Below are 12810 nucleotides of genomic sequence, written 5' to 3'. Positions count from 1 at the left end.
AAAAATAGCATAGGCTTTCACCTATGCGATTTCATTAGTATTACGCCAATTTAGTGGTCGACTCAACGAGTTAAAGAATGATCATCCCATCTTGATAAGTCAGTGCTGGCGACACGTCTTGACCAAGTAATACAGGACCGTCAAGGTCGACGATTTCAGACTGCACGGCGATAGGCAGCGCTGCACGCATGGCCAGTGAGGTACCAAGCATACAGCCAGACATCAGAGTAAATCCGAGCCTTTGCGCTTCTTCGGCAAGTGCTAATGCTTCTGTCAAACCACCGGTTTTATCAAGCTTGATGTTGACCATTTCATACTTGCCCAACAACGAAGACAGTTGAGATGTGGTATGGCAGCTTTCATCAGCACACAGTGGGATAGGATGCTTGATGTGTGCCAGCGAGGCATCATGCTGTTGTGGTAAAGGTTGCTCAATCATGGCGATATCAAACTCAGTCAGCTGATTGAACAGTTCTTCGAGATTCAATCCAGTCCAAGCTTCATTAGCATCCAGTACAATTTTAACTTCTGGTGCTGCTTCTCGGACAGCGCGCACGCGTTCTACCACTTGCTCACCATCAAGCTTCACTTTTAGAAGTTTCGCACCGTTCGCCACATAATCACTGGCTTGTGTTGCCATCGCTTCTGGTGTGCCAATCGAGACTGTCATTGCGGTAACAATCTGCTTAGGTAACTCGAACAAGCTATTCGGAAAGATCTGGTCGTTCTGCTGCGCTTGATAATCCCAAAGCGCACAATCGATAGCATTACGCGCAGCGCCTCCCGTCAATGAAGACTGAAGATGATCTCGTAATTCTTCAGGATCGGTCATGCCGCGCTCAAAAGCAGTTTCAAGAGAGCTAGCAGCTTGTTGAATTTGCGCCAACACAGACTCGGATGACTCACCATAACGTGGGTAAGGCGTACACTCGCCTTGCGCTTGTTTACCATTATGCTCGATGTAAACACGAACAACATGACACTCTGTTCGGCTGCCTCGAGAGATGCGAAAAGGCGTTTGCATCGCGATAGTAATAGGTTCTGCAGTAATCTTCATAATTTCACTCGGTTGATGTTCGCTTTAACAAATGGAAACGTAGAAATGATGAAATCGTTAAAGTGAATGTCGCAAATGATCAGTAATATGTTGTACACCAAATCGCACCGGATCCGTCACTGGTACTTGATAAAGTGTGGTCCATTCTTGGCACAATGTCTCAGCCTCTTCAATGCTAATCGCCGATGTGTTCAGGCAGATACCGACCAGCTTCACATCTGGATTTGTCAGTCGCGCAGCTTGCAAATTAGCGTCAATCGTCTGTTCTATCGTTGGTAATTTTGCATGCGGAAGGTTGCGAATATGTGCTCGCCCTACTTCATGACATAACACCAACGCATCAGCTTGAGCACCATGCAACAAACCCAAACTCACGCCAGCAAAAGAAGGGTTGAACAACGAACCTTGGCCTTCAATGATGTCCCATTCGTGGTCGGTAAAATCGGGACTAATCGCTTCAACCGCGCCCGAAATGAAATCCGCCACCACAGCATCAATCGAAATACCGCAGCCTTCGATCAAGATACCAGTCTGCCCTGTCGCTTTAAACTGAGCAGATGTTCCCGCTTCTTTAAGCGATTTTTCAATCGCCAACGCCGAAAACATCTTACCTACAGAGCAATCGGTACCGACCGTAAGAAGGCGCTTGCCTTGGCGAGGCTTGCCATTACCAACGTTTAGGGCATGATCAAAATGGCGTACATCATGAAGCTTAGTCAATCCTCGCTGTTGCATGTCAGCAAGCGGTGAGAATTCACTCAAGCGCTGATGCATGCCGGATGCAATCTCAAATCCCATTTCTGCAGCGGCTAATATCGTAGGTTGCCATGAGTCAGGAATAACGCCGCCCGGGTTTGCAGTGCCAATCACGAGCGTTTTCGCACCTTGGGCTTGTGCGTCTTGTAAGGTCATATCCACTAAGCCAAGAGATACTGTCTCTTCTGTTAAACGTAATTGACCAAGGCAGATTTCTGGTCGCCATTGGTGAATCCCGCGAGCGGTTTTTGCAGCCAGTGGGTCAGTAACATCCCCAAGAAAAAGAAGGTAAGGTTGAGCGATAGACATGAGCATTCCTAATTAATAAGTCCTTGTATGGATTTACTTTAATTAAGAAGCTGAGCACTGCCGAATGCCTATTTATCGCGTGCCTATAACATGATGTTATGGGTAGCTGATGTTATGGGTAGTAATCGGAGACAGTAAACTTATCAGCTAACTGCTCTTAGCTAGCAACATGAGTGCTGAAATGAACTGTTTAGCTGCAATCGACTGTGGCGTATGTTCTGCATACAAAGTCGATACTGAGAATGGAATCTCTGGCTGCAGTGGCAATACGCAAACTGAACTGTCATTTTGGTATTGCTCTGCCGTCCACGGGTCAACAATCGCAAAACCTGCTTGGTGCTTAACCAACTCCGCAGCAGCGCTGTATCCGCGTACCGATATCGGATGATGATAATGCTCATCTCGCACAATCAAGCTTTGATGGAGCAGCAAACCCAATGGGTCACGACTATCAAGCCCAATGATTGGCAACGGATAATTGATCAGGTCATCAAGGGTTAATTCTGTCGGTAGCTGCTCAATGGTATTGGATGGAACCAGAACCTTAAGCGATTCGGTTAATAGCGTTTCAGACAATATCGCTGGCGGCGCTTCATCTCCAAATGCGATAGCAATATCAAGCTCGTGCTTCAATAACCCTGAACACAGTTCGTCACGATTGGCTGTCAGCAATTCAAAAGAGAGCTCTTGTTTATTGGAATATTGCTCGCGAGACATTTGGGCGATCACTGGAGTCAGCAATTTGGTCGCTAGAATCGGCGGTGCACCAATACGTAAATGCTGATGGCCTTGCTTCACTTTGTTGGTCAAAGATCGAAATTGACCCAGTTGTTGGTACACCTTCTCGGCTTCTGGTAGCAAGGTTTTCGCTTCAACCGTTGGCACCAGTCGTCCTTTGACACGCTCGAACAAACCAAATCCCAACTGCTGCTCGGTGTGCGCCAAAATACGCGTCACATTAGGCTGGGACACATGTAAGCTGCGTGCGGCTCCAGATACGGTTCCGGTCTGCATAATGGCGTAAAAGACTTCCAGTTGTCTTAGGTTCAAATTGACGTCCTTTGGTTCACCGAACAGGTTTAGGGCTTGGATTCAGTTGCATTAACTAAGCTATCTATCAACTTAGCTGTCTACATGAATCTAGCTATCTACGTGAATTTATTTTAGTAACTCAGCTATCGCAGGTTGAAGCACCTCAGACCAAGCTTGGTAAGCTTTGGCATTCAAGTGCAAGTCATCGCACGAGTACTCATTCGACAACAGCTTATTAGGTGACAATACTGAATTCACATCTAAGAAAGCAATGCCTTGTTGAGCACAGTACTCACCTATTTTTCTATTGAGCTGTTCCACCGAAGGATTCAAACTTTGCAGTTTAGATCCTACATAAAGCGTTGACTGCACCAATATTCGAATATTGTTTTCTTGCCACACCTTAAGCATATCAATGTAGTTCTGGTAGATATGCTCGACATCGTAACCTTGCGCTAAATCGTTTATCCCCGCCATAAAACATACTAGCTTTGGCTTCACGTTTAACGTGGTATCAATGCGGCGCAACATGCCGATTGTGGTATCCCCCGCGAGGCCGCGATTGACCATTGAGACATCACGGAAAATATCCGCCCACGGAGCCCATTCAGTGATCGAATCACCAAACATGACTAAATCTGCATTCGGAGAAAAATGACGATGATTATCTGATGTCATGATGTAACGACTCATGCTGTGGCCTCGTTGCTGAATCTCAGACTGAAGAGCAACCGCCTTGAGGATTTCACTGTCCAGTGTGCTGCTATCGAACTGAGCCAGTAACCCTTCGATGTGAGGCTTAAAAGGACTAAGACGAGTGCTCAGTTGATGGTGTTCTTTAAGGGAAGATAGCCTCTCTAACAATACGTACAGAGAGCGATTTTGACCAACTTCTTGGAATAACTGATATAGATCGAGGACAGGGTGTTGTTGTAGCGCGGCAAGTAATTGCTTGTCTTCCATGGTGTTATCTAACCCTTCAATTATCTAGTGATGAACTCAAGATAATATCCGATCGCGTACGGGATAGATAACACTAGAAGCAGAGATTTACTTTTCTTTGATTAGCAGATGATTTCGGTTATCACGGCTTTTCTTAATCAGCTCGTTGCTCTCGTCCATTTCATCAGATTTAGCAAGGCGATCGTAAAGCAGTACATTCACTGTCGCTGCCAAGTTCATGCACCCCACTGTTGGAACGTACACCACGTGATCCGCTCTATCAGCAACGTCTTGAGAAATAGAACCATCTTCAGGGCCAAAGATATAGATAGCGTTTTCTGGGTGTTTAAAACGTGGCAGTGGTGTTGCACCTTCTGCAAGTTCTACACAAACGATCTTAGTTCCTGGATCAAGATTGTCTAAAAATGACTCAACACCAGTCAACGGGATAGTACGCGCAGCACTCTTAGTATCGGTGTGAAATTTCGCGGCTTTTTCGTAGCGTTGCCCTGTGTATTTAACTTCGTCGACTTGGTAACAACCAGCCGCGCGCATAACAGCACCAACGTTTGTCGGGCTCTTTGGGTTAGTTAAACCAATAGTCACATGGCTTTTGTTCATGAATCTTTCTCACTTAACGAATAGACATAGCAGGGTGCTACAAAGCGTCGCATTCTAACAAAGCAGCGTCGAATTCAAAAGCATCGATACAAACTCACTTTTTCGCGCTTAAGCCTCTAGTTGCAAGGCTTCTCACCTAAAAAATCTAACCGCCATCATATTTATAAAACAAAAACACTCTAGGGTAACAATTAAACAACAAGCCCATTTACATTTTGAAACCACATTAATAATGTGTTGAAAATTGCATGAGACAATCACACAGGAAGCGTGACATGACCCTAACCATCAAAAACCGCCTTTATATTCTCTCTTTCATTCCACTGCTACTGATGGCAATTGGCATGATGAGCGTGACGTATATGAAGAGCACCGAGCTAACCGCACAACAAGTAGAATCGACGCGTAGCAATATGATGGCGATGAAAGAAAAGGAACTCAAAGCGTATCTGCAAATGGCTCAATCTTCTATCAGTCCGTTCTTAGACAGAGGTGCAACGTTAGAAGAAGCCTTACCGACATTAAGAACACTCGAATATGGCGAGTCTGGCTACATCTTTGGCTACGACTCTAAAGGCGTTCGAGTGGTGGTTGGGCAAAACAACGATGGCATTGGTAAAAACTATTACGATCTGCAAGATAAGAAAGGCAATTACCTGATTCGTGACCTAATCAAGAACTCGAAGCGTGGCGAATTCACCACTTACTACTTTCCAAAACTTGGTCAATCTGAAGCCCTGCCAAAACTCAGCTACTCGATATTCATCCCACAATGGGATTTGATGCTTGGCACCGGTTTTTATACTGACGACATTGATACGGTCATCGCAGAAATGAAAGAGAGCTCGAATGCTGCGCTGCAAAGCTCACTGACTGCCATCGCTATTTTCTGTGGCTTAATCGCTCTTGTGGTTGCCGTGTTTGCAGTCGCAGTGAACCGTACAATTATGAAGCCACTTGAGCAATTTGACCGTTCAATCAGCGCATTTGCGAGTGGTGAAGCCGATTTGACCGCTCGAATGGAAACATTCAAAGCGCCCGAATTCACTAAGCTCAGCGAGAACTTCAACGCCTTTGTAGCAAGCCTACAAACCATCATTCGCAGCGTAAGTGATGTGGGCCAGCAAGTGGTAGCCGAAACGTCTAGCATGTCTTCTCGCGCAGCTCAGGTCGACGAAATTGCCACAGGCCAACGTGAAGAAACAGAACAAGTTGCAACAGCGATGACTGAGATGACCACAACCGCGCAAGAGATCTCAAGCAACGCAAGCCAAGCGGCGGATTCAGCGAAACTTGCAGAAGGTAACGCAAAAGAAGCGCAGCAAATCGTGAACGCAGCTGCGGATTCTGTTGCAGGCCTTGCTAGCGAAGTGTCAGAAGCCAACACCGTGGTATCACGTTTAGAAGGCGATGTTCAGAACATCTCATCTTCATTGGCGGTTATCCAAGATATTGCAGAGCAAACTAACCTACTTGCGTTGAATGCCGCAATTGAGGCTGCTCGTGCTGGTGAACAAGGTCGTGGTTTTGCAGTAGTAGCAGACGAAGTTCGCAAGCTGGCAAGCCGAACTCAGGAAAGTACGGGCGATATTCACAAGATGATTGAGCAGCTAAAAGCCGCTTCAGACGCCGCGGTAAAAGCGATGGATTCAAGTCAAAACCGCAGTGCTCAAACGGTTGAAGAAGCAAACGCTGCTGCCGCTGCACTGGCGAAGATCCAAGAGTCGATCGATACCATCATGGACATGAACTCGCTTATTGCTACGGCAACAGAACAGCAAAACATTGTCGGCCAAGAGATATCTCAACGCATTGTGGTGATATCCGATCAAAGCTCGCAGTCAGCAGCACTAGCAAATCAAAACCGTACAGGTAGCCAAAACCTAAACAGTCGTGCGAATGAGCTTTACCACTTGGTGGATCGTTTCACAGTCTAATATCCCTATATCTTTACCCTCTAAAACACTTCGGGCTTCAGAATCCCCATTCTGAAGCCCGAATTTTTAAGCCCTCTGCTCCACCGCATTAAAAGCCTCTCCCCCTTTAACTTCCTATTTATCATAAGCTTTGAGTGCCAATTTACAGAAGTCGGTTAAACTTAGTGAATTCGTAAAGATCATCGACTCAAAGATAGGTGGGTAACATGTTTAATTCAGATAAAAAGAAGGTTCGCGATTTACTGATAGCCACTCGCTTTGGCGTCTCCGCTTCAGAGATGAAGACCATTATTGGTGTTGAGCAGAACAAAGCGATGAAGTGCATTCTTCAACTCAAAGAGGAAGGCGAGGACATTCGAACACTTGGTGAAGGCACCAACCCAGAAGAGTTGGTTTTGTATTCCATCGGAGAGATTGAACCTTAAGCGAGTTAAATTTTAGTATGAGTTTTAGCTTCTATACACGTGCTATTAAGCGGGCAGTCTTGACACTTTGGCTTGGGGTTACAAAACTGCTGTCCGTGATCGACCAGCAAGCCATGATAGTGACCGTACCTTTTTGTATCCAAAGGGATTATGCTTTCCATTAAGGCTCGAAACTTCTCATACGATTTAGGCACATCGAGTCCATTACGAGTGAAGATCCTTCTCGCGTGCGCATCAATCACAAAAGAAGGCTTACCTATCGCATAAACCAGAATCGCATCAGCCGTTTCGCCACCAATGCCTTTTACTTCCAATAACTCTTTTCGAAGCTGATCTTTATCCTGCTTACGAACCACCGACATATCGTATTGGTACTTCGAAAACCATTCGGTCACAGCCTTTAACTTAATGGCTTTTTGATTGTAATAACCACTGGATCGAATCTTTTGGGCAAGCTCATCAAGATCCATTTCAGCAACCGATCTTGGGTTGCATTGCTCACCTAAATTAATGAGCGCTTTCTCTGCGTTCTTCCAGTTGGTGTTTTGAACCAAAATAGCGCCTAAAACGATCTCGTAAGGATCATTCCTTTGCCACCAATCAAAATAGCCGTAATGCTGTTCGAGTGTGTCGAACACGCTGAGTATCAACTCGCTTTGACTTGCTGAATGACGCTCAATTTCGGTCATAGAATTAATCCAATTGCTCAGAAAGGAAGTCGACGAGCAAACGAACCTTTGACGACAGGTTACGGTTCTGCGGGTACAGTGCCCAGATCCCCTCTTTATCGTCTCGGTAATCGGAAAGCACTTCGACCAACTCACCAGAGTCAAGATCTTCACTTACGTAGTATTCAGGTAATTGAACCAAGCCTATGCTCTGCTTCGCAGCATCCAACAAAGCTAAACCACTATTACACTTGATGCGCCCATTAACGCGAACCGAACGAGGACGACCATTTTCTTTAAAACGCCAGTGCTCAAAGCCACCGACCAAGCATTGATGATGGCTTAACTCAGAGAGCGTATGTGGCTCACCATAACTCTCAATATATTCAGGACTTGCACACACGTAGAGTTGTCGTTGGGAGAGCTTCTTTGCCACAAGGCTTGAATCTTCTAAGCGACCAAGACGAATCGCCACATCAACACCAGAATCGATAAGGTCGAGCTTTTGGTTGGTCAGCATTAGCTCCAATTCTACTTGCGGGTGAAGCTTTAAGAATTGGTGAAGTATCGGTGCGAGTTGGCGTTCGCCATAAGTCACGGGCGCAGTCACCTTCAATAAACCTTTCGGTGTAGATTGCATCTGCGTTACGGCTAATTCCGCGATCTCTAAACCCTCGACCAACAACTTACATTGCTGATAATAGAGCTGCCCGGCTTCGGTAAGAGACACCTTACGAGTCGTTCGATTAAGTAGTTTTACCGCGAGGCGCTCTTCAAGGTTAGCCACCCGACGACTGATTTGAGCCACTGACGTAGCAAGCTTCTGCGCCGCACCAGTAAAGCTCTCACGCTCTGCCACTGCAACAAACTCACTTACCCCTTCCCAATTGGCCATGCCTTTACCTTATATTGAACGATGGTTACCCATACAGTGTATTGAAGTTACAAATTGCTGTCACCTTGCTTGATATGCTTTGCGCATAAATCTTCGCCACCTACAATCGTTCAAAATCATTCCAACCAACTGCTGACATTTCTCATTATTCCTTACCGAACACTAACAAAATCGTCGTCTCCCCTGACACTCCTCCTACCACTTCATTGATATGTTGGTTCTGTACCGGAACACAGGTACTTCAACACAGTAAGGTACTCCTATGAAAAAATTAATCATACTTGCATCAACTCTTGTACTTAGCACAACAGCGTTCGCAGCAACCAAAACAACGATTCAAGAAACAACGCTAAAATCTGATACATTTGTTACTGAAGCGGAAGCATACGATGCAGGAACTAACCTTATGGATGAGTTAAGCGCAAAGACACCTTTTGAGCTTTCTAGAGAACTGCCACAGTTCCAACAAACAACAAAATACGATTCGTTCAAGATTGATGACGCGAACATGGAAGTGAAAAAAATCACTAACATGAACGGCGATGTTCATTACCAAGCGAACGTAAAAGTTGACTACCGTTACACATACAAAGACGGTCGCAGCAGCTAACACTGAATGATTGATTAGGTCCATCAGCCGATCACACGTTCAAAAAGAAAGCCCGCACTCATAGAGTACGGGCTTTTTTCGTTAAGCGTTGATTAATGGAACCCAAAACGAGCAACCATTATTAGCTCATGTTCGTCAGTCTACTTTTGAAGGTTAAACTTCAAATTGAGAAACTAGGCTATCAAGCGCTTCACACTGCTCAGCCAATGCCATACACGCGTTCTCTGCGCTGCTTGCCATCTCAACCATTTGCATGGTGCTTTCTGCGATGCGTTGAACATTCTTGTTCACTTCTTCAGATACTTGAGATTGCTGAGAAGCTGCCGTTGCGATTTGTGTATTCATGTCGTTCATCTTACCGATCGAATTACGAATCTCACTCAAAGAAGACGCCGCCGTACCCGCTTGAACAATGGTTTTCTCGCCGCTGGCTTTACTCTCGTTCATCACACCAACCGCATGTTTTGCACCTACTTCTAAGCGCTCAATCATAGATTGAATTTCACCCGTGCTGTCTTGAGTTTTACTCGCAAGCGCACGAACTTCATCCGCAACCACAGCAAAGCCACGCCCTTGTTCACCCGCTCTTGCCGCTTCAATCGCTGCATTTAGTGCCAGTAGGTTTGTTTGCTCAGCAATGCCTTTGATCACACCAAGAATAGACGCGATGTTCTTCACATCGGTATCCAGTTCTTGAACCACTCCGCCCGCATTCTCGATATCTTGTGCAAGGCGTTCAATCGATGTAACCGTTAGCCCTAGTGTTGTATCTGCCGATTCCACTTCATGGTTCGCCACATTACTTGCTGTAGCCGCGTCTAATGCGTTACCACTCACCACTTCACTGGTTGCTTGCATTTCATGGACTGCCGCCGCGACTACTTCACTTTCTCGCTGTTGATTAGACGAGAATTCAGCAACACTTTGCGTTAGTGATTTGATGTTTTCCATCTCTGAGCGAACCGCATTCGATGTGAAAATCACTTGTTCTACGGTGACATGGATCTTGCCAACAAACTGGTTGAAGGCAGAACTCAAACGAGCAATCTCATCATTACCTTCGACCTTCATTCGTTGAGACAGATTACCGTCACCCGAAGCGATTTCATTCATCGCTTTTTCAACGTTCTGAATGGGTTGAATAATGAAACGGTTCGACAACCACATCGCGAAAATTGCAGCAAATACAGCAACAGCCATACCCACTTCGATGATCAACTTGCTTGATTCGATAGAGTCATCGGCTTGCTGACGAAGCTCTTTCTGCTTTAGTTCAATCAACGTTCTGATATCACGCAATTGCTTACGAATAATCGCAAACTCAGCGTCTAACGCTGGCGAATAATCAATGTTGTATTGGTGCGCGTTCGCAGGGTCTGCAAACATAGGCTCGTGCAGCGAAACCCATTTACTCATTGCGTTAACTAGCTTTGATAGCTCACCACGAGAAGAAGGATCCAACACACCTGCTCTGTAAAGCGTTTCCACACTCTCAAAACGAGGAACCGCTTTATAAGCGTTGTCTTTAAATTCGAACTTTTGGTATTCAATCGCTGCCTGATCTTTAGCAAGCAGCAGACCTTGTGCCGAAGCGATGATTTGGTAGATATCGCGGTAGCCGTCTTCTAGGTTATCTAGAACTGGTTGAACCACATTATTGAGCTCGTTATTAATCGCAGCTTGAGCATTTGATCTGATAACGTTGAGCACGGTAACGGTAGAAAAAACAATCACAATCACCAACAGCGGGATCGCGATTTTACTCTTAATCGAAAGATTATTGATATTCATTGGGATTAATAACCACACTTCAAATAGGGATGCGCGCGCAATATACAGCACACATATGAAATCCCGCTAAGCTTTTGTGAGCTTCATCTCATAGCAAACGATACCGTAAATTCGTGTGATGTTTTTTCAATCAAAGGTTAACTTTCAGCGACTAAAATACTCTCTGATTTAGACTTATTTGCAGCTGATACGCGCAAATACTGGAGAAGTGTTAGAAATAACACCATAATGTAGGGCTCTAAAATAAGTAGGTAAGAACATGAAAATTTGTGGTGTTGAAATCAAAGGTAACGATGCAGTCATCTGTCTTCTTTCTCTGTCAGACGGCGTATTTAACATTCCTGATTGCCGAGTTTCTAAGGTTGCGATTAGCGACGCAAACGACACACAGAATATGAAAGACTTTCAATTCTCTTTTGCAAAGTTAATGGAAGATTACCAAGTAGAAAAAGTTGTAATTCGCCAACGTCAAACTAAAGGCAAATTTGCTGGCGGTGGTTTCGGCTTCAAACTTGAAGCAGCAATTCAGCTAATCGACGGCCTAGATGTAACCGTTGTGTCTCCAGCTGAAATCAAAGAAAGCCTTAAGCGCAACCCTCTTATGATGAAGTTCAAAGAGACTGGCCTTAAGCAATACCAAGAAGCACCGTTTACAACGGCTTACGCTTGTTTGATGAAGCGCTAACCATCAATCGCTAGCGAAAAAATTGAGTAAAAAAAGAGCCTGCATTGTCAGGCTCTTTTTTGTTTTAACGATTTAAAGCCGCTTGTCTTCGCAACTTGACCAGCTCTGGCTTCTTCACCACTAGATAAACCGCAGCAGCAGACAACGCAAAGCCCATTGCACCATAGATATCGAATGATTCACCGAAGATAAGCCAAGCTTGAATTGCGGTGGTCGGCGGTACTAGATAAAACACCGATGCCACACTTGAAGATGCTCCGTGTTCCACCATGTAAAGCAACAGCAGTATTGCGACACAAGATAGAACGACCACCAGCCAAATCAGCGTTAACGTAAACTCTACTGTCCAGTTCACCTGCATGGTTTCGTAGCGCATCGCAAAAGGCAGAAACAACGCTGCAGAGGCCAAGTATTGCACCATCGCACCGCCCACCATGTCTGTCCCCTTACAGAAACGTTTCTGGTACAAAGTGCCGCAGGTAATGCCTACTAATGAGACTAAACATAACAATGTCGCCAAGCCTTTTTGGTCATCCGATTGCCATTCAATATTACCCATTAACACTAAGCTAATACCCGCAAAACCGAGTGCTAAACCAAGCCATTGTGCGAAGTTAAAACGCTGTGAGGTACAACTGACCATGATTAGCGCAGTAAGAATAGGTTGTAGGCCCACCAATAAAGAACTCAATCCAGCAGGCATCCCCATGTCAATCGCCAGATAGGTACCACCTAGGTAAAAACCGTGAATCAATATCCCAACTACACACGCATGGAAAAATGCTCGACCACGAGGGATACGACGTTTAAGAATTGCAATCAAAACCAAGAACAGCGCCACGTTGGCCACCATCCTAAGTGAAAGTAACGTCGCGGGTTCGGCGTATTCCACGCCAAGACGGGCGCCAACAAAGCCTGACGACCACAATATTACAAACACGAACGGAATCATTTTAATCAGCATTACAAACCTCTGGTCAACTCTTCATCAATGCTGTTACCTTAGTTGGGTACAGATAACTAATAAAGATACAGATATAACACTTTAAATGGTTACAGATTGAGTGTGAGCAACGAGGAAG

At 45.2% G+C, this 12810-nt stretch carries 13 protein-coding genes; 4 read left to right on the top strand and 9 right to left on the bottom strand.

Going from position 1 to position 12810, the window contains the following annotated elements; all coding sequences use genetic code 11:
* Positions 1–70: 70 nt before the first annotated feature.
* The 5 genes from dgcA to L1D37_RS19805 all read right to left on the bottom strand — a co-directional run bounded on the left by dgcA (position 71) and on the right by L1D37_RS19805 (position 4717).
* Complete coding sequence (gene dgcA, locus L1D37_RS19825; RefSeq protein WP_239848904.1) at positions 71–1057, bottom strand: N-acetyl-D-Glu racemase DgcA; 987 nt, start codon at positions 1055–1057, stop codon at positions 71–73.
* Between the two features lie 57 nt (positions 1058–1114).
* Positions 1115–2122 (bottom strand): N-acetyltransferase DgcN, encoded by a 1008-nt coding sequence (dgcN, locus tag L1D37_RS19820; RefSeq protein WP_239848903.1) that lies wholly within the window; start codon positions 2120–2122, stop codon positions 1115–1117.
* A 147-nt stretch (positions 2123–2269) separates the two neighbouring features.
* A complete protein-coding gene (locus L1D37_RS19815; RefSeq protein ID WP_239848902.1) occupies positions 2270–3172 on the bottom strand; it encodes a LysR family transcriptional regulator in 903 nt (300 codons plus the stop codon).
* 108 nt (positions 3173–3280) lie between these two features.
* Positions 3281–4117, bottom strand: a complete 837-nt coding sequence (locus L1D37_RS19810) for an SGNH/GDSL hydrolase family protein (RefSeq protein WP_239848901.1) — start codon at positions 4115–4117, stop codon at positions 3281–3283.
* Between the two features lie 87 nt (positions 4118–4204).
* Positions 4205–4717, bottom strand: coding sequence for an RNA methyltransferase (locus tag L1D37_RS19805; RefSeq protein ID WP_210474032.1), 513 nt, complete (start codon positions 4715–4717; stop codon positions 4205–4207).
* Between the two features lie 275 nt (positions 4718–4992).
* Here L1D37_RS19805 and L1D37_RS19800 point away from each other — a divergent pair, with 275 nt between their 5' ends.
* Positions 4993–6654, top strand: a complete 1662-nt coding sequence (locus L1D37_RS19800; RefSeq protein WP_239848900.1) for a methyl-accepting chemotaxis protein — start codon at positions 4993–4995, stop codon at positions 6652–6654.
* Positions 6655–6860: 206 nt separating this feature from the next.
* The gene (locus L1D37_RS19795; RefSeq protein ID WP_176678836.1) at positions 6861–7079 is read left to right on the top strand and encodes a hypothetical protein; all 219 of its coding nucleotides are present in this window, start codon (positions 6861–6863) and stop codon (positions 7077–7079) included.
* A 5-nt stretch (positions 7080–7084) separates the two neighbouring features.
* On the opposite strand, the gene L1D37_RS19790 is transcribed toward L1D37_RS19795, so the two are convergent.
* A complete protein-coding gene (locus L1D37_RS19790; protein WP_239848899.1) occupies positions 7085–7768 on the bottom strand; it encodes an endonuclease in 684 nt (227 codons plus the stop codon).
* A gap of 4 nt (positions 7769–7772) precedes the next feature.
* Positions 7773–8642, bottom strand: coding sequence for a LysR family transcriptional regulator (locus L1D37_RS19785; RefSeq protein ID WP_050632447.1), 870 nt, complete (start codon positions 8640–8642; stop codon positions 7773–7775).
* Between the two features lie 262 nt (positions 8643–8904).
* Between L1D37_RS19785 and L1D37_RS19780 the strand changes: the two genes are divergently transcribed.
* Positions 8905–9252 (top strand): DUF3316 domain-containing protein, encoded by a 348-nt coding sequence (locus L1D37_RS19780; protein WP_076656284.1) that lies wholly within the window; start codon positions 8905–8907, stop codon positions 9250–9252.
* Between the two features lie 153 nt (positions 9253–9405).
* Here L1D37_RS19780 and L1D37_RS19775 read toward each other — a convergent pair whose 3' ends face one another.
* On the bottom strand, positions 9406–11043 hold the full coding sequence (locus tag L1D37_RS19775) for a methyl-accepting chemotaxis protein (RefSeq protein ID WP_017630353.1): 1638 nt from the start codon (positions 11041–11043) through the stop codon (positions 9406–9408).
* A gap of 259 nt (positions 11044–11302) precedes the next feature.
* On the opposite strand from L1D37_RS19775, the gene L1D37_RS19770 reads away from it, so the two are divergent.
* On the top strand, positions 11303–11728 hold the full coding sequence (locus tag L1D37_RS19770) for a DUF3010 family protein (RefSeq protein ID WP_017061669.1): 426 nt from the start codon (positions 11303–11305) through the stop codon (positions 11726–11728).
* A 64-nt stretch (positions 11729–11792) separates the two neighbouring features.
* On the opposite strand, the gene L1D37_RS19765 is transcribed toward L1D37_RS19770, so the two are convergent.
* Positions 11793–12692: a DMT family transporter gene (locus tag L1D37_RS19765; protein ID WP_123285366.1), complete on the bottom strand. Its 900-nt coding sequence runs from the start codon at positions 12690–12692 to the stop codon at positions 11793–11795.
* Between the last annotated feature and the right edge of the window lie 118 nt (positions 12693–12810).

Source organism: Vibrio sp. Isolate33, from assembly GCF_022397895.1.
GTDB lineage: Bacteria > Pseudomonadota > Gammaproteobacteria > Enterobacterales > Vibrionaceae > Vibrio > Vibrio pomeroyi.
Note: the sequence above shows the minus strand (reverse complement) of the source record. Positions and strands in the feature narration are given on the sequence as shown.

Excerpts from the sequence above, each read along its gene's own strand:
- dgcA (WP_239848904.1), bottom strand. The coding sequence starts at position 1,057 with ATGAAGATTACTGCAGAACCTATTACTATCGCGATGCAAACGCCTTTT.
- dgcN (WP_239848903.1), bottom strand. The coding sequence starts at position 2,122 with ATGTCTATCGCTCAACCTTACCTTCTTTTTCTTGGGGATGTTACTGAC.
- L1D37_RS19810 (WP_239848901.1), bottom strand. The coding sequence starts at position 4,117 with ATGGAAGACAAGCAATTACTTGCCGCGCTACAACAACACCCTGTCCTC.
- L1D37_RS19805 (WP_210474032.1), bottom strand. The coding sequence starts at position 4,717 with ATGAACAAAAGCCATGTGACTATTGGTTTAACTAACCCAAAGAGCCCG.
- L1D37_RS19800 (WP_239848900.1), top strand. The coding sequence starts at position 4,993 with ATGACCCTAACCATCAAAAACCGCCTTTATATTCTCTCTTTCATTCCA.
- L1D37_RS19795 (WP_176678836.1), top strand. The coding sequence starts at position 6,861 with ATGTTTAATTCAGATAAAAAGAAGGTTCGCGATTTACTGATAGCCACT.
- L1D37_RS19790 (WP_239848899.1), bottom strand. The coding sequence starts at position 7,768 with ATGACCGAAATTGAGCGTCATTCAGCAAGTCAAAGCGAGTTGATACTC.
- L1D37_RS19785 (WP_050632447.1), bottom strand. The coding sequence starts at position 8,642 with ATGGCCAATTGGGAAGGGGTAAGTGAGTTTGTTGCAGTGGCAGAGCGT.
- L1D37_RS19780 (WP_076656284.1), top strand. The coding sequence starts at position 8,905 with ATGAAAAAATTAATCATACTTGCATCAACTCTTGTACTTAGCACAACA.
- L1D37_RS19775 (WP_017630353.1), bottom strand. The coding sequence starts at position 11,043 with ATGAATATCAATAATCTTTCGATTAAGAGTAAAATCGCGATCCCGCTG.
- L1D37_RS19770 (WP_017061669.1), top strand. The coding sequence starts at position 11,303 with ATGAAAATTTGTGGTGTTGAAATCAAAGGTAACGATGCAGTCATCTGT.
- L1D37_RS19765 (WP_123285366.1), bottom strand. The coding sequence starts at position 12,692 with ATGCTGATTAAAATGATTCCGTTCGTGTTTGTAATATTGTGGTCGTCA.